The 24,279-nt window shown below is 55.6% G+C and carries 16 protein-coding genes; 14 read left to right on the top strand and 2 right to left on the bottom strand.

What is annotated here, in order from left to right:
• Positions 1–355: 355 nt before the first annotated feature.
• The gene (gene icd / locus ACSZO1_RS06925; protein ID WP_437610858.1) at positions 356–1,606 is read right to left on the bottom strand and encodes an NADP-dependent isocitrate dehydrogenase; all 1,251 of its coding nucleotides are present in this window, start codon (positions 1,604–1,606) and stop codon (positions 356–358) included.
• Positions 1,607–1,738: 132 nt separating this feature from the next.
• Between icd and rluE the strand changes: the two genes are divergently transcribed.
• The 8 genes from rluE to ACSZO1_RS06885 all read left to right on the top strand — a co-directional run bounded on the left by rluE (position 1,739) and on the right by ACSZO1_RS06885 (position 9,575).
• Positions 1,739–2,371 carry a 23S rRNA pseudouridine(2457) synthase RluE gene (gene rluE, locus ACSZO1_RS06920; protein ID WP_437610856.1) on the top strand — a complete coding sequence of 211 codons (633 nt, stop codon included), beginning with the start codon at positions 1,739–1,741 and terminating at the stop codon, positions 2,369–2,371.
• A gap of 43 nt (positions 2,372–2,414) precedes the next feature.
• Positions 2,415–2,891, top strand: a complete 477-nt coding sequence (locus ACSZO1_RS06915) for an NUDIX domain-containing protein (protein WP_437610855.1) — start codon at positions 2,415–2,417, stop codon at positions 2,889–2,891.
• Between the two features lie 39 nt (positions 2,892–2,930).
• On the top strand, positions 2,931–4,043 hold the full coding sequence (mnmA, locus tag ACSZO1_RS06910; RefSeq protein ID WP_437610853.1) for a tRNA 2-thiouridine(34) synthase MnmA: 1,113 nt from the start codon (positions 2,931–2,933) through the stop codon (positions 4,041–4,043).
• 16 nt (positions 4,044–4,059) lie between these two features.
• Positions 4,060–4,701: a high frequency lysogenization protein HflD gene (hflD, locus tag ACSZO1_RS06905; RefSeq protein WP_437610864.1), complete on the top strand. Its 642-nt coding sequence runs from the start codon at positions 4,060–4,062 to the stop codon at positions 4,699–4,701.
• A 51-nt stretch (positions 4,702–4,752) separates the two neighbouring features.
• Positions 4,753–6,123: an adenylosuccinate lyase gene (purB, locus tag ACSZO1_RS06900; protein WP_437610851.1), complete on the top strand. Its 1,371-nt coding sequence runs from the start codon at positions 4,753–4,755 to the stop codon at positions 6,121–6,123.
• A 122-nt stretch (positions 6,124–6,245) separates the two neighbouring features.
• Positions 6,246–6,914: a two-component system response regulator PhoP gene (phoP, locus tag ACSZO1_RS06895; RefSeq protein WP_437610849.1), complete on the top strand. Its 669-nt coding sequence runs from the start codon at positions 6,246–6,248 to the stop codon at positions 6,912–6,914.
• Between the two features lie 4 nt (positions 6,915–6,918).
• A complete protein-coding gene (phoQ, locus tag ACSZO1_RS06890; RefSeq protein WP_437610847.1) occupies positions 6,919–8,379 on the top strand; it encodes a two-component system sensor histidine kinase PhoQ in 1,461 nt (486 codons plus the stop codon).
• Positions 8,380–8,450: 71 nt separating this feature from the next.
• Positions 8,451–9,575, top strand: a complete 1,125-nt coding sequence (locus tag ACSZO1_RS06885) for a JmjC domain-containing protein (RefSeq protein ID WP_437610845.1) — start codon at positions 8,451–8,453, stop codon at positions 9,573–9,575.
• A gap of 301 nt (positions 9,576–9,876) precedes the next feature.
• Here ACSZO1_RS06885 and pepT read toward each other — a convergent pair whose 3' ends face one another.
• Positions 9,877–11,103, bottom strand: coding sequence for a peptidase T (gene pepT, locus ACSZO1_RS06880; RefSeq protein WP_437610843.1), 1,227 nt, complete (start codon positions 11,101–11,103; stop codon positions 9,877–9,879).
• A gap of 200 nt (positions 11,104–11,303) precedes the next feature.
• Between pepT and potA the strand changes: the two genes are divergently transcribed.
• The 6 genes from potA to ACSZO1_RS06850 all read left to right on the top strand — a co-directional run bounded on the left by potA (position 11,304) and on the right by ACSZO1_RS06850 (position 24,277).
• The gene (gene potA / locus ACSZO1_RS06875; protein WP_437610841.1) at positions 11,304–12,419 is read left to right on the top strand and encodes a spermidine/putrescine ABC transporter ATP-binding protein PotA; all 1,116 of its coding nucleotides are present in this window, start codon (positions 11,304–11,306) and stop codon (positions 12,417–12,419) included.
• The gene (potB, locus tag ACSZO1_RS06870) at positions 12,403–13,263 is read left to right on the top strand and encodes a spermidine/putrescine ABC transporter permease PotB (RefSeq protein WP_437610839.1); all 861 of its coding nucleotides are present in this window, start codon (positions 12,403–12,405) and stop codon (positions 13,261–13,263) included. Before potA ends, potB begins: the two co-directional genes overlap by 17 nt.
• Positions 13,260–14,036: a spermidine/putrescine ABC transporter permease PotC gene (gene potC, locus ACSZO1_RS06865; protein ID WP_437610837.1), complete on the top strand. Its 777-nt coding sequence runs from the start codon at positions 13,260–13,262 to the stop codon at positions 14,034–14,036. Before potB ends, potC begins: the two co-directional genes overlap by 4 nt.
• Before the next feature lie 423 nt (positions 14,037–14,459).
• The gene (locus ACSZO1_RS06860) at positions 14,460–16,202 is read left to right on the top strand and encodes a ShlB/FhaC/HecB family hemolysin secretion/activation protein (protein ID WP_437610835.1); all 1,743 of its coding nucleotides are present in this window, start codon (positions 14,460–14,462) and stop codon (positions 16,200–16,202) included.
• Between the two features lie 11 nt (positions 16,203–16,213).
• On the top strand, positions 16,214–16,729 hold the full coding sequence (locus tag ACSZO1_RS06855) for a toxin-activating lysine-acyltransferase (RefSeq protein ID WP_437610832.1): 516 nt from the start codon (positions 16,214–16,216) through the stop codon (positions 16,727–16,729).
• A 27-nt stretch (positions 16,730–16,756) separates the two neighbouring features.
• Positions 16,757–24,277, top strand: coding sequence for a hemagglutinin repeat-containing protein (locus ACSZO1_RS06850; protein ID WP_437610830.1), 7,521 nt, complete (start codon positions 16,757–16,759; stop codon positions 24,275–24,277).
• Positions 24,278–24,279 lie beyond the last annotated feature (2 nt).

The following is a 24,279-nucleotide window of genomic DNA, read 5'->3' as shown; positions in this document are numbered from 1 at the left end:
ACTTATCGGTAGTTAACCCTTCCTCCTACACTCTCCACAATCATGTCCGAGCGTTGCACTTATTATCTGAATTCGCGTGGTTCCCTTCACGATGATAACAATTGTCGACGTAGTGACGTTCCGCCCTGTGTAAGGAACAGGCACAGAACATCAATTCACTTGCGGTGAATGTTGATATAAAACAGCCTGGCGACAATCTAAGAAGAGAAATCAGCAACGAATAAGCCGAAAAACATGAAATCGTTCAAATAGTAATGCGATTGCAGTCAAACTACCTCACAAAAATATTATTTTCAATGCGAATAAAAAAACGGGAGCCATCCGGCTCCCGTTCTTATGCAATCCGCAACAGAGATTACATATTCGCGATAATCGCGTCGCCGAACTCAGAAGATTTCAGCAGTTTAGCGCCGTCCATCAGACGTTCGAAGTCATAGGTAACAGTCTTAGCTGCGATCGCGCCTTCCATGCCTTTAACAATCAGGTCAGCCGCTTCGAACCACTCCAGGTGACGCAGCATCATTTCTGCAGACAGGATGACAGAACCTGGGTTCACTTTATCCTGGCCAGCATACTTAGGTGCCGTACCGTGGGTCGCTTCAAACAGTGCACACTCGTCACCGATGTTAGCGCCTGGTGCAATACCGATACCACCAACCTGCGCCGCCAGGGCGTCAGAGATATAGTCACCGTTCAGGTTCATACAGGCGATGACGTCGTATTCTGCCGGACGCAGCAGGATCTGCTGCAGGAAGGCATCAGCGATCACGTCTTTAATGACGATCTCTTTGCCGTTATTTGGGTTCTTGATACTTACCCATGGGCCGCCGTCGATCAGCTCACCGCCGAATTCTTCACGCGCCAGCTGGTAGCCCCAGTCTTTAAATGCGCCTTCGGTGAACTTCATGATGTTGCCTTTGTGCACCAGGGTAACGGAATCGCGGTCGTTCGTGATCGCGTATTCAATCGCCGCACGCACCAGGCGTTTGGTGCCTTCTTCGGAACATGGCTTAACGCCGATACCACACTGCTCAGGGAAACGGATTTTGTTTACACCCATTTCTTCACGCAGGAACTTAATCACTTTGTCTGCTTCCGCAGAACCCGCTTTCCACTCGATACCCGCATAGATATCTTCAGCGTTCTCACGGAAAATCACCATATCGGTATCTTCCGGACGTTTTACCGGGCTTGGCGTACCTTTGTAGTAACGCACCGGACGCAGACACACATACAGGTCCAGTTGCTGACGCAGGGCAACGTTCAGGGAGCGAATACCGCCGCCGACCGGGGTAGTCAGTGGGCCTTTAATGGCAACGCGGTACTCTTTAATCAGGTCGAGGGTTTCCTGAGGCAGCCACACATCCGGGCCATACAGCTGGGTTGATTTTTCACCCGTGTAGATCTCCATCCAGGAGATTTTTTTCGCGCCGTTGTAGGCTTTCTGCACAGCGGCATCAACCACTTTGATCATCACCGGTGAAACATCAACCCCGATACCATCGCCTTCAATAAAAGGGATAATGGGATTATTTGGCACAACCAGTTTGCCCTGATCCAGGGTGATTTTTTGACCTTCCGCCGGAACAACTACTTTGCTTTCCATTAACCTCTCCTTCGAGCGCTTTATTTGTTAATGAGTTGTAAGATGCGCGTCAATACTACTTGAATATTTACGCTACGCCAATCACCTCGGGTTTGCGTTATAATGCCCCTATTCTCACCGACTGCAAAGACCATGCATAAAACTCCAGTTAAAAATCACCGCGTTAAACGATTCAGCCGCAGCAAAACCCCGCCCGCGAAAGCACAGGGGCCACGCCGGGTGCTTATCTTTAATAAACCTTTCGATGTGTTACCGCAGTTTACCGACGAAGCGGGACGCGCCACGCTGAAAGACTATATTGCGGTTAGCGATGTCTACGCCGCAGGCCGCCTCGATCGCGACAGCGAAGGGCTGCTGGTGCTGACCAATGATGGTGCTCTGCAGGCGCGGCTGACCCAGCCCGGCAAACGTACCGGCAAGATCTACTATGTGCAGGTAGAAGGAGCACCGCAGGAGCAGGACCTGCTGCCGTTACGCGACGGTATCACGCTGAAAGACGGCCCCACCCTGCCCGCTGGCGTGGAATTAGTGGCGCAACCTGACTGGCTGTGGCCGCGCCAGCCGCCGATCCGCGAGCGGAAATCGATACCGACCAGCTGGCTGAAAATCACACTTTATGAAGGACGCAACCGTCAGGTTCGGCGTATGACCGCGCATATCGGTTTTCCCACTCTGCGGCTGGTGCGTTTTGCCATGGGCACGTTACAGCTGGGCGATCTGCAGCCCGGAGAGTGGCGCGATATCAGCGCGGAATGGACTGACTGACAGTCTGTTTTCATAACTTTTAGTTAACAACCGGAAAGCAATCATGTTTAAACCTCATGTTACCGTCGCCTGCGTCGTCCACGCTGAAGGCCAGTTGCTGGTGGTGGAAGAAACCATTAATGGTGTGGCGACCTGGAACCAGCCCGCCGGGCATCTGGAAGCCAATGAAACGTTGATTCAGGCGGCGGAACGTGAGCTGTGGGAAGAGACTGGTATTCAGGCCTCGCCGCAATCGCTGTTACGCGTTCATCAGTGGATCGCGCCAGATAATACGCCGTTTTTACGCGTGCTGTTCGCGCTGGACTTACCGGCCCTGCAGGACACAACCCCGCATGATAGCGACATTGACCGCTGCTGGTGGCTGCCACCTGAACAGATTGTGCGGGCGCCGAACCTGCGCTCACCGCTGGTCGCAGAGAGTGTCCGCCTGTGGCAGGCGGCAGAGCGCTATCCGCTGGCATTATTGCAGGCATTTCAGTGGCCCTTCAGCGAGGGTGCGCCCGGCAGCGACGCGTGCTAGAATACGCCGCCTGTTTTTATTGTTTATCGTGAGTGTGTCATGTCTGACAACAGCCAGAAAAAAGTGATCGTCGGAATGTCCGGCGGCGTCGACTCTTCCGTTTCCGCCTGGTTACTGCAACAACAGGGCTATCAGGTTGAAGGCCTGTTTATGAAGAACTGGGAAGAGGATGATGGTGAGGAGTATTGCACCGCTGCGGAAGATCTGGCCGATGCACAAGCGGTATGCGACAAACTGGGTATCCGCCTGCACAAAGTGAACTTTGCCGCCGAGTACTGGGATAATGTGTTTGAGCATTTCCTCGAAGAGTACAAAGCAGGCCGCACGCCCAACCCGGATATCCTGTGCAATAAAGAGATCAAATTTAAAGCTTTCCTCGAGTTCGCCGCGGAAGATCTCGGCGCGGACTTTATCGCCACCGGTCACTATGTGCGTCGTGACGATGTCGACGGTAAAAGCCGTCTGCTGCGTGGTCTGGACGACAACAAAGACCAGAGCTACTTCCTGTACACCCTCAGCCACCAGCAGATTGCGCAAAGCCTGTTCCCGGTGGGTGAGCTGGCGAAACCCGAAGTGCGCTGTATTGCGGAACAGCTGGAGCTGATTACCGCGAAGAAAAAAGACTCCACCGGCATCTGCTTTATCGGTGAGCGCAAGTTCCGTGATTTCCTGGGTCGTTATCTGCCGGCACAGCCGGGTGTGATTGTCACCGTGGACGGCCAGGTGGTCGGCGAGCACCAGGGGCTGATGTACCATACCCTCGGTCAGCGCAAAGGCCTCGGCATCGGCGGCCTGAAAGAGAGCAATGACGATCCATGGTATGTGGTGGACAAAGATGTCGCCAGTAACCGGCTGATTGTCGCCCAGGGTGGCGAGCATCCGCGTCTGATGTCGGTCGGCCTGGTGGCGCGCCAGCTGCACTGGGTGGATCGCGAAGTGCTGCGCGAGCCACTGCGCTGTGTGGTGAAAACCCGTTATCGCCAGACCGATATCCCCTGCCTGGTGACACCGCTGGACGACGACGGTATTGAAGTTCGTTTTGACGAGCCGGTTGCCGCGGTTACCCCCGGCCAGTCGGCCGTCTTTTATCTGGGTGATGTCTGCCTTGGCGGCGGCATTATTGAAGAGCGCTTACCGCTCGTGAAGCCATGATGTAGCAAGGAGCTACCTGGTGAAGAACTATTACGATATCACGTTAGCGATGGCTGGAATTTGCCAGTCGGCGCATCTGGTGCAGCAACTGGCGCATCAGGGACAATGCGACAACGACAGCCTGAAAGTGTCGCTGCAAAGCCTGCTCGATTTAAACCCGCCATCCACCCTGGCGGTGTATGGGAATAACGAGGCCAACCTGCGTTTTGGTCTCGAAACCCTGCTGGCGGTGCTCAATACCAGCAGCCGCGAAGGACTGAGCGCGGAGCTGACACGCTATACGCTGAGCCTGATGGTGCTGGAGCGCAAACTGAGCGGCAACCGCCAGGCGCTCGACACGCTGTCCCAGCGTATCGCCCAGCTCGATCGCCAGCTGGCGCATTACGACCTGGAATCCGACACCTTAATGAGCGCCATGGCGTCCATTTATGTCGATGTTATCAGCCCGCTCGGACCACGCATTCAGGTCACCGGCTCGCCGTCTGTGCTGCAGAACAGCCAGGTCCAGAGTAAAGTGCGCGCCACGCTGCTGGCGGGCATGCGTTCCGCCGTGTTGTGGCGTCAGGTTGGCGGTGGCCGCCTGCAATTAATGTTCTCCCGTAATCGCCTCGTCAACGAAGCGAAACGGATTTTAGCCAATATGAGTCCGGCGCTGTAAGCGCCGGTTATTCAGCCCAATATCTTGTTAAACGATCCAGGAGTTGCACTGATGGAATTATCCTCTCTGACCGCCGTCTCACCTGTCGATGGTCGTTACGGCGACAAAGTCAGCCCGCTGCGCGGCATTTTCAGTGAATACGGTTTACTGAAATTCCGTGTTGAGGTTGAAGTTCGCTGGTTACAGAAACTGGCCGCGACCGCAGAGATCAAGGAAGTTCCTGCATTTGACGCTGACGCAAACGCTTTCCTTGACGCGATTGTCGCGAATTTCAACGAAACTGACGCTGCGCGCATCAAAACCATCGAGCGCACCACCAACCACGATGTGAAAGCGGTGGAATACTTTCTGAAAGAGAAAGTGGAATCCGTTCCTGCCCTGCAGGCCGTGTCTGAATTTATTCACTTCGCCTGCACCTCCGAAGATATCAACAACCTTTCCCACGCGCTGATGCTGGAAACGGCACGCCGTGATGTGGTGCTGCCTTACTGGAAACAGATTATTACTGCGGTAAAAGATCTGGCGCATCAGTATCGTGACATTCCGCTGCTGTCCCGTACCCACGGTCAGCCAGCGACGCCATCCACCCTCGGTAAAGAGATGGCGAACGTCGCTTATCGTATGGAGCGTCAGCTGCGTCAGCTGGAAAAAATTGAGGTACTGGGTAAAATCAACGGCGCGGTCGGTAACTATAACGCCCACATCGCCGCATACCCGGAAGTGGACTGGCACCAGCTGAGCGAGAGCTTTGTCACCTCGCTGGGCATTACCTGGAACCCGTACACCACGCAGATCGAACCGCACGACTATATCGCGGAATTGTTTGACTGCATGGCACGTTTTAACACCATTCTGATCGATTTCGATCGTGATATCTGGGGTTATATCGCACTGAACCACTTCAAACAGAAAACCATTGCCGGTGAGATTGGCTCCTCCACCATGCCACATAAAGTTAACCCGATCGACTTCGAAAATTCCGAAGGTAACCTCGGCCTGGCAAATGCGGTGATGCAGCACCTGGCGAGCAAACTGCCGGTCTCTCGCTGGCAGCGTGACCTGACTGACTCCACCGTACTGCGTAACCTCGGTGTGGGTGTCGGTTATGCGCTGATCGCGTATCAGGCAACACTGAAAGGCATCTCCAAGCTGGAAGTGAACCGCGACCGCCTGCTGGACGAGCTGGACCACAACTGGGAAGTGCTGGCGGAACCAATTCAGACCGTGATGCGTCGTTACGGCATTGAAAAGCCGTACGAGAAGCTGAAAGAACTGACGCGCGGCAAGCGCGTGGATGCCGCAGGCATGCAGACCTTTATCGACAGCCTGGCGCTGCCGGAAGAGGAAAAAACCCGCCTGAAGCAGATGACGCCAGCCAACTACCTCGGCCGTGCCATTCAGCTGGTCGACGACCTGAAGTAAGTCTGACGGGCCGACGGAAGTCGGCCCGTGTTAACCTCTGGTTTAGCTGCTTTAACCTATACTCAGCGTAGTATTTACTGTGAATTATTCGTTCTGCTCTGCTCGGGATAAAGGAAAAGCTTATGCGCGTGTTAGTTGTTGAAGACAATGCTCTGTTGCGCCACCACCTCGCGGTGCAACTGCGCGATATGGGGCATCAGGTCGATGCTGCTGAAGGCGCAAAAGAAGCGGACTATTTTCTCACCGAACATACCCCGGATATCGCACTGGTCGATCTCGGTCTGCCGGATGAAGACGGGATGAGCCTGATCCGCCGCTGGCGCAGCCAGGAAGCGAAACAGCCGATTCTGGTGCTGACCGCACGTGATGGCTGGCAGGCGAAAGTCGAAGCGCTGGAAGCGGGTGCCGATGACTACGTCACGAAACCGTTCCATATTGAAGAAGTGGTGGCGCGCATGCAGGCGTTAATGCGCCGCAACAGCGGACTGGCGTCGCAAATCATCACGCTGCCGCCGTTTCAGATTGACCTTTCCCGGCGTGAACTGACGATCAATGAGCAGCAAATCAAGCTGACCGCCTTCGAATACACCATTATTGAAACCCTGATCCGTAATAACGGCAAAGTTGTCAGTAAAGATTCGCTGATGCTGCAGCTGTACCCGGATGCCGAACTGCGCGAAAGTCATACCATTGATGTGCTGATGGGACGTTTGCGTAAGAAAATTCTCGCGGAATACCCGAAAGACGTGATCACGACAGTCCGCGCGCAGGGTTATCGTTTCGATCTCTGAGCCCATGTCACTGCTAAGACGTCTCCTGCCCTATTCCCTGCGCGCACGCTTCTTACTGGCTACTGCGGCAGTGGTGCTGGTGCTGTCACTTTCCTATGGCATGGTCGCCGTCGTCGGCTATGTGGTCAGTTTCGATAAAAACACGTATCGCGTGATGCGCGGCGAGAGCAACCTGTTTTTTACCCTTGCCCAGTGGCAGGACGGCAAACTGACCATTGCACAACCTGAGCGGATGACACTCAATTTCCCTACACTGGTATTTATTTACGATGAACGCGGTCGCCTGCTGTGGCAGCAGCGTGATGTGCCCGAAATCCGCAACAAGATCCGCGCCGAATGGCTGCGTAAACCTGATTTCTACGAAATCGACACCAATAACAGCACCAGCCGCGAAGCGCTGGGCAATAACACCGATGCCCAGAGCAAACTGCATGCCTATGATGATGATGGCAATGCTTCCTTTACGCACTCCGTGGCCGTCAACCGCTACGAGGCCACTACTAACCTGCCTGCGCTGACGATAGTCGTTGTCGACTCCATCCCTCAGGAGTTACAGCAGTCGGATATGGTCTGGGTATGGTTTAACTATGTGCTGCTGGTAAACCTGCTGCTGGTGATCCCGCTGCTGTGGCTGGCGGCGCACTGGAGTCTGCGGCCGATTGGCGAACTGGCAAGCCAGGTGCGGGAACTGGAAACCGGCGCGCGCGAGACGCTTGACCCGTATCCGCCACAAGAATTACGCAGCCTGGTGCGCAACCTCAACCTGCTGCTGGATAATGAACGCCAGCGCTATACCCGTTACCGTACTACCCTGTCTGACCTGGCACACAGCCTGAAAACGCCGCTGTCAGTGCTGCAGAGCACGCTGCGCTCACTGCGCGGCAGCAAAACCTACTCCATCGAGCAGGCGGAGCCGCTGATGCTGGAGCAGATCAGCCGGATCTCACAGCAAATTGGCTACTACCTGCATCGCGCCAGCATGCAGGCCGACCATAATCCGCTAAAACGTGAACTGCACTCCGTCCCGGCACTGCTCGACAGCCTCTGTTCCGCGCTGAATAAAGTGTATCAGCGTAAAGGCGTGGTGCTGACACTGGATATTTCGCCGGAAATCACCTTTGTCGGCGATCCCACGGATTTTATGGAAGTGATGGGTAATATTCTCGATAACGCCTGCAAATATTGCCTGGAATTTGTCGAAATCTCCGCGCGTCAGAGCGATAACACCCTGCATCTGATTGTCTGTGATGATGGTCCTGGCATTCCGGAGAGCAAACGCGATTTGATCTTTGTCCGCGGTCAGCGCGCTGACACCATGCGCCCGGGTCAGGGACTGGGACTGGCGGTGGCGCGCGATATCCTCGAACAGTATGACGGCGATATCCTGACCGACACCAGCGAACTGGGTGGCGCGCGGATGGAGGTAGTTTTTCAGCGCCAGGAGTTGCTGCATAACGGCGAGTAACCTCCCCCGCTGCAACTTGCAGTGCGAAGGTATATACTTCCTGCAAATTATCGCCTGAACTGGAACCTTGTATGGATTATCAGCTTGATCTTAACTGGCCCGATTTTATCCAGCGCTACTGGCAGAAACGCCCGGTAGTGCTGAAACGCGGCTTTAAAAACTTTGTCGACCCTATTTCTCCCGACGAACTGGCGGGGCTGGCGATGGAAAATGAGGTCGACAGCCGCTTAGTCAGCCATCAGGATGGCAAATGGCAGGTCAGTCACGGCCCGTTTGAAAGCTACGACCATTTAGGCGAAAGCAACTGGTCTATTCTGGTACAGGCGGTTGATCACTGGCATGAAGCTTCCGCCGCGCTGATGCGTCCGTTCCGTTTCCTGCCGGACTGGCGTATCGATGATTTAATGATCTCCTTCTCGGTGCCCGGCGGTGGCGTAGGCCCGCACTTTGACCAGTACGACGTGTTTATTGTGCAGGGCACCGGCCGTCGCCGCTGGCGTGTCGGCGAAAAACGCCCGCTGAAACAACACTGCCCGTGCCCGGACCTGCTCCAGGTTGAGCCCTTTGAGGCGATTATCGACGAAGAGCTGGAACCGGGCGATATTCTCTATATTCCGCCAGGATTCCCGCACGAAGGGTATTCGCTGGAAAACGCACTCAACTACTCAGTCGGTTTCCGTGCGCCAAGCGGACGCGAACTGATCAGCGGTTTTGCCGACTCCGTACTGCAAAATGAGCTGGGCAGCTACCGCTTCAGCGACCCGGATGTGCCATCACGTGATCGCCCGGCGGAGATCCTGCCGCAGGAAGTTGACGGCATTCGTCAGATGATGCTGGACCTGATTAACCAGCCAGAGCACTTCAACCAGTGGTTTGGCGAGTTTATCTCTCAGTCGCGCCATGAACTGGATATTGCGCCGCCGGAACCGCCTTACCAGCCAGATGAGATTTATGATGCGCTGCAACAGGGCGATAAACTGACACGCCTGGGTGGTTTGCGCGTGCTGAGCATTGGCAATGCGGTATTTATCAACGGCGAACAGCTGGAGAGTGTCCACCAGCAGGCGCTGTCGGCGCTGGCTAATCAGCTGACGCTGGGTGCTGAAACCTTTGGCGATGCGCTGAACGACCCGTCATTCCTCGCCCAGCTGGCGGCACTGGTCAACAGCGGCTACTGGTATTTTGGCGACGAATAAGTTCCGTACGGGGGCACAGTAAAGCCCCCGTATACTGCCAGACTCAAAGTCGTACAGCATCAACAGCGACCAGTAAGCCCAAAGCACAGGGAACACGGTCAGCGGAGGAAAGCGTCCCGCGCCATGGACGGCGCGGGCCGAGCCGTCAGGGATGACGCGTTTTGCGTCTTTCCGGAGCTGAGCGTGTTTCCTGTGCAGACACGGAAGCCAAAGCGCCACCCACTCAACCACCGGGCTAAAAGCGACATTTCTCTGCTTCCGACGCACTACAATGCCAGCCCTCACAGGCTGGCATTTTTTGTTACCGCTTCTCCGCCGCCAGCTCAGCAATGCGCACAATCACTTCCACCGCTTTCTCCATATTATCCAGCGATGCAAACTCATGCTTGCCGTGATAGTTATAGCCACCAGTGAAGATATTCGGGCAAGGCAGTCCCATATAGGACAGCGCCGCACCGTCGGTGCCGCCACGAATCGGTTTCACTTCCGGCTCAATATCACAGTCACGCATCGCCTGCAGCGCCAGTTCAATAATGTGCGGATGTGCTTCCACTTTCTTGCGCATATTGTAATAGCTGTCTTCAATCACCACCTCGACCGCACAGTTCTGCGGCAGACCATGATTCAGCCGTTTCGCGATATCCAGCAGCGTCTGCTTACGCGCGGCAAAGCTGTCAGCATCGAAATCGCGCACGATATAGTGCAGTTCGGCGCGTTCCACCGTCCCTTTCGACTGATGCAGATGATAAAAACCTTCATAGCCGGAGGTATGCTCTGGCACCTCAAGCGGCGGCAACTCCTGCTGAAAACGCTGCGCCAGTTCCAGCGCATTCACCATCACATTTTTTGCGGTGCCGGGATGCACATTATTCCCGGTGATTTTGACCGTCGCGGACGCCGCATTGAAATTCTCAAACTCAAATTCGCCAAGACCGCTGCCATCCATGGTATAAGCCCAGTCCGCACCGAATGCCTTCACATCAAAATGCGCCGCACCCTTGCCAATCTCCTCATCCGGTGTAAAGGCAACACGAATCTCGCCGTGCGGCAGTTTATTGTGAATCAGACGCGCCATTGCCGTCATAATCTCCGCAATACCGGCCTTATCATCGGCGCCAAGCAGCGTTTTGCCATCGGTGGTGATCAGCGTATGGCCGCTTAACTGATGCAGCACCGGAAACATCACCGGTGACAAAATCTCTTCTCCGCTACCCAGCGCAATATCACCACCGCGATAATTTTCTACAATCTGCGGATTAACATTCTTCGCGGTAAAATCAGGGGATGTATCCATATGCGAGATGAAACCGATGACCGGCGTCTTCCAGGCCACCGTGGCGGGCAGGCGTCCCATCACGCAACAATGTTCATCAAGCGTGACCTGCAGAAAACCGAGCTCAACTAACTCATTTTGCAGTTGTTTAGCCAGCCGCCACTGTCCTTCGGTGCTGGGTACATGACGAGCATGACTTTTGGATTGTGTATCAACGGCAACGTAGCTTAAAAAACGTTCAAGTAATCTGTCCATTTGTCGTCCCTCTGAATGTCTGCGTTAAGTATGGGCACAATTTGCGGGCAAAGTATTGCGTAAAGTCATAGCCTGCGGTGGTTTCGCCGCAAATACGGGCAAATCCCCACCGTTCTCCGCTTTAACCGGGCAGCCTGAAGATTTTTCATGTATCATCGCAGCCCATTTTAAAACCTGGCCCTTTTACTCAGGCAGCGAACATGATGCAAACACATACGTGTAAACCGCTGGTCACGCTTTCCGCCATCAGCAAGGCGTTCGACGGCAAGGAAATTATCAGCAATTTCAATCTGACCATTAACCATGGTGAGTTTATCACCCTGCTCGGCCCGTCAGGCTGCGGCAAAACGACGATTCTGCGTCTGATTGCCGGACTCGAAGACGCTGACCGCGGCGAAATCACGCTGGATGGCGAAACTATCACCTCAACCCCGGCCGAGCAGCGCCACGTCAATACCGTCTTTCAGAGCTACGCGCTGTTTCCCCATATGACGGTGTTTGAAAATGTCGCCTTCGGCCTGCGCATGCAGAAAACGCCAGCGGCAGAGATCACCAGCCGCGTCAGTGACGCACTGGCGATGGTGCAGCTGGAGGCCTTTGCCCAGCGCCGTCCGCATCAGCTCTCCGGCGGCCAGCAACAACGTGTGGCGATTGCCCGCGCGGTGGTCAACCGGCCAAAAGTGCTGCTGCTGGATGAATCGCTGTCCGCGCTGGATTACAAACTGCGCAAACAGATGCAGAATGAACTGAAGGCACTGCAGCGCAAACTTGGCATCACCTTTATCTTCGTCACCCACGACCAGGAAGAAGCGCTGACCATGTCAGACCGCATCGTGGTGATGCGCGATGGCCGTATCGAACAGGATGGCACACCGCGCGAAATCTATGAAGAACCGCGCAATTTGTTTGTCGCGCGTTTTATCGGTGAAATCAATGTGTTTGACGCCGAGGTGATTGCCCCGCTGGATAACCAGCGCATCCGCGCCCGGGTTGAAGGCCGCGAGTGTGACATCCAGGCGCCGTTTGCGGTACAGCCGGGCGAGCGGCTGCACGTGCTGCTGCGTCCGGAGGATTTGCGTGTCGACGAAATCAACGACGATAACGCGGTCGACGGGCTGATCGGCTATATCCGCGAGCGCAACTATAAAGGGATGACGCTGGAATCCACCGTTGAGCTGGAAAACGGGAAACTGGTCACAGTCAGCGAATTCTTTAACGAGGACGATCCTGATTTCGATCACTCGCTCAATCAGAAGATGGCGGTGAACTGGGTGGAAAGCTGGGAAGTGGTGTTAAAAGATGAAAACGACGCGTAAACGCTTTCAGAAAGTGGTGATCCTGACCATCGTCAGCTGGCTGGTGCTGTTTGTTTTTCTGCCCAACCTGATGATTTTCGCCACCAGCTTCCTGACGCGCGATGACGCCAGTTTCGTCACACTGGTGTTCACTCTCGACAACTACACCCGGCTGGCCGACCCGCTGTATGCCGGCGTACTGCTGCACTCGCTCAATATGGCGTTAATCGCCACCCTGTGCTGCCTGCTGCTCGGTTATCCTTTTGCGTGGTGTCTGACATTACTGCCTGCCCGCCTGCGTCCGCTGATGCTTTTTCTGCTGATTGTCCCGTTCTGGACCAACTCACTGATCCGTATCTACGGCCTGAAAATCTTTCTCAGCACCCGTGGCTGGCTGAATGACTTCCTGCTCAGTATCGGGTTGATCGATAAGCCGTTCAGCATTATGTATACCTCTGAAGCAGTGATCCTCGGCCTGGTCTATATTCTGCTGCCGTTTATGGTGATGCCGCTTTACTCCAGCCTGGAAAAACTGGATAAACCGCTGCTGGAAGCGGCACGCGATCTCGGCGCAGGCAAACTGCAAACCTTTACCCGCATTATTCTGCCGCTGACCATGCCGGGGATTGTCGCGGGCTGCCTGCTGGTGCTGCTGCCTGCGATGGGGCTGTTCTTTGTCTCTGATCTGATGGGCGGGGCGAAAAATCTGCTGATTGGTAACGTGATCAAGAGCCAGTTCCTCAATATCCGCGACTGGCCGTTCGGTGCCGCCACCAGCGTGGTACTGACGCTGATTATGGGGCTGATGCTGCTGATTTACTGGCGCGCCGCGCGCCTGCTGAATAATAAGGTGGTGCCGGAATGATCGCACGCTGGTTACGCGGCGGCTTTATGACCGTCATCTATGCCTGGTTGTATATTCCCATTGGCATTCTGATTATTAACTCCTTTAATCAGTCACGCTTTGGCATTAACTGGCAGGGATTCAGTACCCAATGGTATGCATTGCTGGTGAATAACGACAGCCTGATCGAGGCCGCGAAACACTCGCTGACCATGGGCGTGTTGTCCGCCACCTTCGCCACACTGATCGGTTCGCTGACCGCCGTGGCGCTGTATCGCTACCGTTTTCGCGGTAAGCCGTTTGTCGGCGGCATGCTGTTTGTGGTGATGATGTCGCCGGATATTGTGATGGCGATTTCACTGCTGGTGCTGTTTATGCTGCTGGGCATTTCGCTGGGATTCTGGTCCCTGCTGTTTTCCCATATTACTTTTTGCCTGCCGTTTGTGGTGATTACGGTCTTTTCCCGGCTGAAAGGTTTTGATGTTCGTATGCTGGAGGCGGCGAAAGATCTGGGCGCCAGTGAATTTACCATTTTGCGTAAAATCATTCTGCCGCTGGCAATGCCAGCAGTGGCAGCGGGCTGGTTACTGAGCTTTACCCTGTCGATGGATGACGTGGTGGTTTCGTCGTTCGTCACCAGGCCGGGCTATGAAATTCTGCCGCTGAAAATCTACTCGATGGTGAAAGTAGGCGTATCGCCGGAAGTGAACGCGCTGGCAACTATCTTAATGCTGCTGTCATTATTTATGGTGGCCGCCAGCCAGTTATTATTGCGCGATAAAACGCGGCGCTAATCTATTACGGGGGCGTATTAATGCCCCCGCATCTTTTTATTCCCGCCAGTTTTGCCGTTCTGCGCCTTATTAATCAGAACTGGCCCTGTGCTAATCACAAGTATTTAATAATGTTTCTGAACGTGACCTGACAAAAGCTGAAATTTGTTAAGAATCTCTAAACAAATGCTATTGTCAATATTCGGAATATTCTGCTAATTGTGGTGTGGCGCATCAAAATTTAAAAATAAAATACCTATATATCAACAAAATAACCTAAACATCCATCAACCACACCGTCCCTCTTCCCTCGCATTTTTAGTACATTCCCGTCTCAATAATGTAAAGAAACGGTAAGTTTAAGACAAATCTTAGCAAGTAAATTGTTAACGTATATGGCCTGAAACAGTACCAATAACATATCAATAATCAGGGTAATTAATCATGCCACGGAATGCGTCATTCTCTGACGGATATCAACCTGTGCGTCTCAGCCAGCTTGCGTTATTTATTTTATTGGCCACCTCAGCAGCCAGCCGCGCGGCCGATAATAATCTGGCCGCCCTTGCCGCGCCGGATCGTGTTGATGAACAGCTGAATATCAATCAGCAGGATCGCCAGCGCGCGATGCAACAGCAATTAGCGCCACAAACGCCTGATGTGCGTTTGCAGCCACCTTCTTCTTTCTTCACCCGACTGCAATTTCCGCAGGAGCAGCAGTGCTTTAAGCTGTATCACATTATCCTGACCGGCAAAGATGACTTCCCGTCCTGGCTGCGTATTCCGCTACAGCAGCTTGCCGATCAGGGTAAAGGCCAGTGCCTGGGCGCACAGGGCGTGAACCTGCTGATGAGCGCACTGCAGAACCGTCTGATCGACCACGGCTATGTCACCGCACGCGTGATGGCGCCGCCACAAAACCTGAAAACCGGCACCCTGCATATCACGCTGATCCCGGGAAAAACCCGCCAGATCAAACTGACCAAAGAGAGTGACCATTACGTACAGCTATGGAGTGCCCTGCCCGCACGCGAAGGTGAGCTGCTGGATCTGCGTGATATCGAGCAGGGGCTGGAAAACCTGCAGCGCGTGCCGACCGTGCAGGCAGAAATGGCGATTGTGCCAGGTGCACAGCCGGGTGAGAGCGATATTGATGTTACCTGGAAACAGGAAAAAATGTGGCGTCTGGGCGCCACCCTGGATGACTCCGGTACGGAGACTACCGGTCGTTACCAGGGCGGCATGACGCTGTATGTCGATAATCCTTTCTCACTCAGCGATCTGTTCTACATCTCCGGCAACCATGATCTTGAATCCGGCAGCGAAAAAGGCAGCAAAAGCTACATGCTGCATTACTCCGTGCCGTTCGGTTACTGGATGGCAGGCGTGACCGCCAGCGGATACGACTACAACCAGAACGTGGCCGGCGCGTATGAAGACTACAACTACAGCGGCAACAGCAAAAACCTTAACGTCCAGCTGAGCCGTGTGCTGTACCGCAGCGGCAGTCAGAAAACCTCGATGAGTTATGAAATTCTGACGCGTGAAGCGAAGAATTACGTCAACGATACGGAAGTCGATGTGCAGCGGCGTAAAACCAGCGCCTGGCGTCTGGGCCTGCAGCATCGCCACTACTTCGGCGCCACCACCCTGGATGCCGCCGTCAGCTATCAGCGTGGCACCCGCTGGTTTGGTGCCATCCCGGCGCAGGAAGAGTATTTCGATGAAGGCACCGCACTGGCGAAAATCATTCAGCTGAATGCCCAGCTGGATATGCCGTTTACGCTGGGCAACCAGGCCTTCCGCTACAACGTGCAGTATCTGCGCCAGATCAGCCACACCAAACTGACGCCGCAGGATCAGCTGTCGATTGGTAACCGCTGGACGGTACGCGGCTTCGATGGTGAGCGCACCCTGACCGCCGATCACGGCTGGTTTGTGCGTAACGACCTCGCATGGCGCACGCCACTGCCAAACCAGGAGCTGTACCTCGGTGCTGACTACGGCGAAGTCGACGGCACACGTGATTACCTTGCCGGGAAACATCTGGCGGGTGGCGTGCTCGGCCTGCGCGGCAACGCCTTTAACACCGGCTATGACCTGTTTGTCGGTGTGCCCTTCTCCAAACCGGACGGCTTTAAAACCAGCCCGGTGACCCTCGGCTTTAACCTCAGCTGGCAGTACTAAGGAGGCGCGTGATGAAGATTCCTGTTAATGGCTATCAGTTAACCGCCCCGCTCCTCGGCGGCAAATTCAGTGAAGCGGAAGCGCTGGGTGCAGCGACCTGGCTGTGGATGCATTCCGCGCAGCACCGCGATATTCCGCTCAGTGTCCTGCCGACGCTGCTGCTGCCCGCCATCAAACATCAGCAGTTTGTGATCGCCAGCCGCGATGACAAGCCGCTGTTTTTCCTCAGCTGGGCGTGGATGGATGCAGAAGCGGAAGAACGTTACCTCACCGGCCCCGGCATTCTGGTGCAACCGCAGGACTGGACCAGTGGCGACCGTCTGTGGTTCCGCGACTGGGTCGCGCCGTTCGGTGACCAGCAGGCATTTCGCCGCATTGTCGGTGGCACGCTGTTTCCCCATCTGTGCGGCCGCGCGCTGTACCACAAAGGGGCGGAACGCGGGCAACGGGTATTGCAGTTCCGTGGCGATAACGTCACACAGCAACAATTCAGACTCTGGCAGCAGAACACGCCGCTGGTTGCTTAACATCACTTTTTGCAGGGATAACTTTTCGTGAATAATAACCTCTATCGCGTTATTTTCAACAAGGCTCGCGGCCTGTTAATGGTGGTGTCCGAAATCAACCGCGGCCAGGGTAAAAGCGGTGCAACCGGTGTTGGCCACACGCTGAGCCAGCTGATAGGCCGGATGAAACCCGGAGCCTTCCTGACCATGACCGCACTTGGTCTGGTCACCCTCGCACCACAGACGCTGGCGGCAGGCATTGTCGCTGACAAGAGTGCACCGTCAGGCCAGCAGCCAAACGTGATGCAAAGCGCCAACGGTACGCCACAGGTCAATATCCAGACACCCAGCGCGGGCGGCGTCTCCCATAACAAATACACTCAGTTTGACGTCGATAACAAAGGCGCCATCCTCAATAACTCCCATAAACAGGTGCAGACGCAACTGGGTGGCTGGGTGGCGGGTAACCCGTGGCTGGCAAAAGGCGAGGCCAAAATTATTCTGAACGAGGTCAACTCGCGTGACCCGAGCAAACTGAATGGTTATGTCGAAGTGGCAGGCCGTAAGGCGCAGGTGGTCATCGCCAACCCGGCGGGGATCAGCTGTGACGGCTGCGGCTTTATTAATGCCAACCGCGCCACCCTGACCACCGGGACACCGAAGATGGCTAATGGTGAACTGCGTGGCTACACCGTCGACAACGGTGAGATCGTCGTGGAAGGCGCAGGCATGGACAGCAGCCGCCAGGACTACACCGACCTGATCGCCCGCACCGTTAAAGTGAATGCCGGCATCTGGGCGAAAGATGTCACCGTCACCACCGGGAAAAACGAGGTCTCCGCCGATAACAGCACGGCGACCGCCAGCAGCGCAGCAGACAGTGACAGCAGTGATGTCAAACCAACGCTGGCCATCGACGTTGCCCAGCTGGGCGGCATGTATGCCGGTAAAATCCGCCTAGTGGCGACCGAACAAGGGGTCGGCGTCACCAACAGCGGCACACTCGGCACTCAGGCGGGCAATATCACCATTAACGCCAATGGCGATATCGTCAACAGCGGTACGGTAAATGCAGGCCAGGATCTGCTGCTGGGCGGCAATAAGGTCGACAACAGCGGCACCCTGTTCGCCCAGCGCGATCAGAGCACCAGCGCCAGCGACGAAGTCAGTAACACTGGCCTGATCGCCGCCAAAGGCAACACCAGCGTGCGTGCCGCCACCATTCGCAACAGCAAAGGCGCGGCCGTCGCCGCCGGGATGAAAACCGATGGCACACTGGCGGATAGCGGCAACCTGACACTGACCAGCGACGGCAAACTTTCCAGCCACGGTCAGGCACTGGCGGGCGGCAATCTGACTGCCAGCGCCAGTCAGATTGACCTGAGCGGCAGCGACACTGCCGCGCATCACGCCACCCTGACCAGCAGCAGCGATATCATTACCGATGATGCACAACTGCTGGCAAGTGGCGATCTGCAACTCTCTGCGGCAGGCAAATTGAGTAATGACCGTGGGGTAATTAACGCCAATGCCCTGCAGGTCAGCACGCCAGAAATCAGCAACCGCGACGGCCAGCTGCTGCAAAGCGGCGACAGCGATCTGCAACTCAGCAGTGACAGCATCGATAACCAGAATGGCCGCATTGCAGCTAATGCCACCACCTTCAGCGTGCAGACCGCCAGCCTGAATAACCAGGGCGGCACGATTATGGCGGCGGGCGCAGGCTCGCTGGATCTCGCGGTCAGCGGGGAACTGAATAACCAGGGCGGTACCCTGGCCGCCGCCAGCGATCTGGCGATTGCCACGCCGGTACTGAACAACAACCAGGGGCAGATCTCCGCCAACAAACAGCTGACACTCGACCAGCAAAGCAGCAGCACCCTCGCCCGCGCCGCGGCCAGCAGCAGCGACCTGCGTATCAGCAATGAGGGTGGACGTCTGGTCGCCGGTCAGCAGCTCACCTTCCGTGGTCGTGAGATTAACGGCAGCGGCGAAATCCTGTCACTGGGTGATATGGATCTCAGCTTCGCCGACAGCTTCAGCAACAACAATAAAACACTGGCGAATGGCGACCTGACACTGAACGTCGGCAACAGCCTGATTAACACGGCGCTGCTCGGCGCAGGCGGCAAGCTGGACGTGCAGGCTGCCACCATCGATAACCAGGCGAATGGTGAACTGAGCGCCCAGCAGACCACACTGAATGCCAGCAATACGCTGACCAACCGTGGCCTGATCGACGGCGTGCTCACCCGCATCAATGCCAGTACGCTCAGCAATATCGGCACCGGCCGTATTTATGGCGATGGGCTGGCGATCAGCGCCGCAACGCTGAATAACCTGGCGGAAAACGGCAGCAGCGCCACCATCGCGGCACGTCAGCATCTGGATATTGGCGCGGGCACCCTGAACAACAGCACCCACTCGCTGATCTACAGTGATGGCGATATGGCCATCGGCGGCAGCCTCGATGAAGACGGTCTGGCTACTGGCAAAGCGGGTGAAATTAACAACCACAGCGCCACTATCGAATCGATCGGTAATATGGCGCTGAGCTTTACTGCGCTGAACAATATCAACGACAACTTCGCCACCAGCATGGTGCAGCTGTCGCAGCAGCAGAAAGATGAATACATGGTGGTCGACCTGAATGATGGCGTCCACTACAGCCCTGATGACTACAACATCAGCTTCTATCACGACGAAGTGCGCCATATCTGTATCGAAGGCGTGATCTGCGGCCGCGACCACTTCTATCAGTACAGCTATACCGAAACCGTTAGCGAAGAGCAGATCACTCAGAGCGATCCGGCGAAAATTATCGCCGGCGGTCAGATGTCGCTTTCCGGCGATAAACTGCTGAACGACAAGAGCCAGATTATTGCCGGTGGCAATCTGCTGACGACAGTCGCGGAACTGGTCAATACCGAGGTCAGCGGCCAGAAACTGACCGAAAAAGTCGGTCAGGTGATTGAGTGGGATCGCATCCACCGCAAAGGTAGCGACGATCAGAAAGCACGCGCGTCAGCCTATACGCCGCCTACAGAAATCCAGTCGATCAGCCTCAGTCCGAGCGTGATGCAGGCCAATACCCAGGCCACTGGCAGCGCGCCTGCGCTGGCGGATTACGCCTCACAGCGGGTGGAAGTAGCCGGTCAGGACACCGACGTGATTCGTTCGATGACGCCGGACACTTCACTGCCAACCGGCAGCCTGTTCACTACCCTGCCAGACGCCAGCAGCAGTTATCTGATCGAAACCGATCCGCGCTTTACCAATCAGCAAACCTGGCTGAGTTCCGACTATATGCTGAGCCAGCTACAGACCGACCCGTCAATCACCCAGAAACGTCTTGGCGACGGTTTCTACGAGCAGCGCCTGGTCCGCGAGCAGATTATCGAGCTGGTCGGCCAGCGCTATCTCGCCGACTACACCAGCGATGAAGAGCAGTATAAAGGCCTGATGGAAGCAGGCGTCAGTTTTGCCAGGAAATTCAACCTGGTGCCAGGCATGGCGCTGACCGCCGAACAGATGAAACAAATCACCCAGGATATGGTGTGGCTGGTGGCGCAGGATGTGAAGATGCCGGATGGCACCACCCAGAGCGTGCTGGTGCCGCAGGTGTATGCACAGGTGCAGCAAGGCGATATGGACGGCAGCGGTGCGCTGCTGGCCGGTAAGAACGTCAGTATCGGTGTCAGCGGCGGTATGCTGAACAGTGGTCGTATCAGCGCCACTCAGCTGGTCAGCGTCTCCGGTGATGACATCATCAATGTCGGCGGCACCATTGCCGGTAAATCTGTCTCGCTGCAGGCGACCAATGATGTGATCAACACGGGCGGCACGGTACGTGCTACCGACACACTGCTGGTGGATGCGGGACGCGATATCACCGTCGCCAGCGAGACCAATCACGCCGAAAGCGAGAACGGCAGCAACAGCTTCAGCCGCGACAATATCGACCGCGTCGCGGGCATGTATGTGCAGGGTGATGACGGCAAACTGCTGCTGCAGGCGGGTCGTGATGTCAATCTGCAGGCCGCACAGCTGGTCAGCTCCGGCGAAAACAGCCAGACGCAGATCGTCGCTAACCGCGATATCAATATGACCACCGTCACCACCGGCAGCAGCGACAAAGTGGTATGGGATAAAGACAACCATGTCACACAGACGCTGAATCAGGTACAGGGCAGCGAAGTCACCAGTGACGGCAACATCACGCTGGCGGCGGGCAACAATATCTCTGCTCAGGCGGCGAAACTGAATGCCGATCAGCAACTGGCCCTGACAGCAACCAACGATATCAACCTTGGCAGCGCCAGCAGCCAGGAATATCTCGATATGAACTCGAAGGTGAAAGGTTCCGGCTTCCTGTCGAAATCCACCACCACCACCCGCGCCGGTTACGATGCCACACTGGCGAATGGCAGCAGCCTCGGTGGCGAGAACATTTCCGTCACCGCCGGACACAACCTGAATATTACCGGCAGCGATGTGGCCGCCGATCAGGATCTGGCGCTGCGTGCCGGTAACGATCTCAATGTCACCGCCGCGGAAGAGAGCCGCGAAAGCTGGTCGATGAAGAAAACCACCAAATCCGGCCTGATGAGCAGCGGCGGGATTGGCTTCTTTGTCGGTTCAATTAAAGAGAAGTCGACCTCTGATACCTCGGCGCTGACGCAGAACAACAGCACGCTGGGCAGCGTGGATGGCGATACCAGCCTGGTGGCGGGCAACAATATCGCGGTACAGGGTTCGGATGTGATCGCCGGTAACGACATCAATATGGTGGCAAACAATATCGCCATTGATGCCGCAAATAATCAGAGCACCACCGATACCACCTATGAGCGTAAGCAGGCCGGTCTGACACTGGCATTGTCAGGCGCCATCGGCAGCGCGCTGAACACCGCCTACACCACCGCGAAAGCAGCGGATGAGCAGCAGGATGGCCGTATGGCGTCTCTGCAGAAGCTGAAAACCGGTCTGGCGGGCGTGCAGGCCGCGCAGGCGGCGGTACTGGCTTCGCAGAATACCGCGGACCAGAACGCCATCGGCATTAGCCTGTCGCTGAGCACCTCGAAGTCGAAGAGCGAAAGCCACAGCGAAGAAGTGTCAGCATCCGGCAGTACCGTGCAGGCAGGCAACAATATCAGTCTGGTGGCAACCGGTTCAGAGAATGGCGACGATGGCGATCTGACCATCGGCGGCAGCCAGCTGAAAGCGGGCAACGATGTGCTGCTGTCAGCCAATCGCGATATCAACCTGCTGTCGGCGCAGAATACTCAGCTGCAGACTGGTAAAAACAGCAGCAGCGGCGGTGGCGTGGGCGTCAGTATCGGTGCCGGCCAGGGCGGCTGGGGGATCAGCGTTTTCGCCAACGCCAATAAAGGCTCCGGCAAAGAGAATGGCGAAGGTCTGACCCATACCGAAACCACCATCGACGCCGGTAATAAGCTGACGGTAAACAGCGGACGTGACACCACCCTGCGCGGCGCACAGCTGAGCGCCGATCAGGTGGTGGCGAATGTTGGCCGCAACCTGACGCTGCAGAGTGAGCAGGACGTCAACAACTACGACTCGAAGCAGCAGAACAGCTCCGCAGGCGCCAGCTTCACCTTTGGCAGCATGACCGGCAGCGTCAGCGCCAGCGTCGCCAAAGATAAGATCCACAGCACCTACAACAGCGTGCAGGAGCAGACCGGAATCTTCGCCGGTGACGGTGGTTTCGATATCACCGTCGGCAACCACACGCAGCTGGATGGCGCCGTGATTGGCAGTACCGCCAGCGAGGATAAAAACCGCCTCGATACCGGCACACTGGGCTTCAGCAATATCGAAAACAATGCTGAGTTTGAGGTGTCGCACAGCAGCGTGGGTATCAGTACCGGTGGTCTGGGTTCCAGCGACCTGCTGAAAAACGCGGCGATGAACCTGGCGGCAAATGGCCTTGCTGCAGATGGCAGTGATGGTAATGCCTCGGGCACCACGTATGCCGCCGTGTCACCAGCCACACTGATTATCCGCGATCAGGACAATCAGCAGCAGGATATCAGCGAACTGAGCCGCGATGTCGAGCATGCTAACCAGAGCATCAGTCCGATCTTCGATAAAGCGAAGGAACAGCTGCGTCTGAGCCAGCTGCGTCTGATTGGCGAAGTGGTTAATCAGGGCGTGGATATCACCCTCACCCAGGGCCAGATTATGGCCAACAGCGCGGGCATTGAAGCCGCTGGTGCGTGGGATGAGACGAAAGAGACACGTAAAGAGTACTGGGATCGCGTGCAGAGCACTGCGGCTTATAAAGATATCAGCGAGCAGTATAAAGCGGGTGGCGATCTGGAAAAAGGTATCCGCGCCGCCGCCGCCGCCATTACCGCACTCGCAGGAGGCGACCCAGCTAAAGCGCTGGCTCAGGGTGCTGCGCCTTATATGGCAAGTGTGGTTAAAGACCTGACAGTCGGTTTTGATGAAAACCCTACCGCGGGACAAATTGCGGCGAATGCTATTGGTCATGCGGTACTTGGCGGCGTGATCGCCGAACTGTCTGGTGGGAATGCCACTGCGGGAGCCGTTGGTGCAGCTGCCGGTGAGCTGGCAGCACGAGCTATCAAAGACTATCTCTTCCCTGATACTGCTACGGCCGACTTATCGGCTGGTGATAAGAGTAAAATCAGCAATCTGTCATCGCTTGCAGCAATGCTGGCGGGCGGCGTGGCAAGTGATTCTTCTGCCGGAGCGGTAACCGGGCATGATGCTGGCAAGAATGCGGTGGATAATAACTATCTGACCGTGAAGCAGATTGATGACTGGGTAGCTGAAGTGAAAGCCTGCCAGGCTCAGGGCGGCGATTGCAGCCCAATAATGAAGAAATATCAGCAGCTCAGCATTGCTCAGCAGGAGCAACTGGTCAACGATTGCGCTAATGACCCGGATAGCTGCCAGGCAAAATACGGCAGTGTGCTCGCGAACAGTATGGCGGTTAAGGAAGCACTTAACCGCGCGATGGGCGAAGATATTCCCTGGGCAATGAGTTATGACCTTTCGGCGATTTGGGCCCAACAGATCGACGTTGATGGTGTGGTGGCAAGCAACCACGTATCAGAAATTATCATGGCCAGGTGGGGCCTTAATCGCGAACAGGCTGAAACTATCGCCAGTATCGCAGCCAGCGCGATAGGCGGCGTTGGCAGAGCGAGTGGAGGAAAAGGCGCTAAAGTTAATGCGGGTAAGGGAAGCAGCAGCGCACTTCCGACAGCAACAGCCACAACAGCGCAAAATGGTTTAAGTTATAAATCAAACCCTAAACATACAGCGGGACAACAAGGTTACAGTTTCAAAGCGGGGACTGAACCCCGGAACTCATTAGAGCTGTTTGGTTCATCAATGGAGAGCGGGAAAAAACGTTATGCCAAAGATGCCGACGGAAACGTGCACCAGTTTACGAATACCAACGATGGAACATGGCACTGGTCGGGCAGCACCGGGGATAAATCTGCGCCATTGAATAAAAATACGATACCATCAGATGTTAAAAAGCAGCTCAACTTACCGAAAAAAGGATGGTAATC

This window comes from Erwinia sp. V71 (genome assembly GCF_965644245.1).
In the GTDB taxonomy this organism is placed as follows: Bacteria; Pseudomonadota; Gammaproteobacteria; order Enterobacterales; family Enterobacteriaceae; genus Erwinia.
The sequence above is the reverse complement of the archived record's forward strand: the minus strand, read 5'-3'. Positions and strand labels throughout refer to the sequence as shown.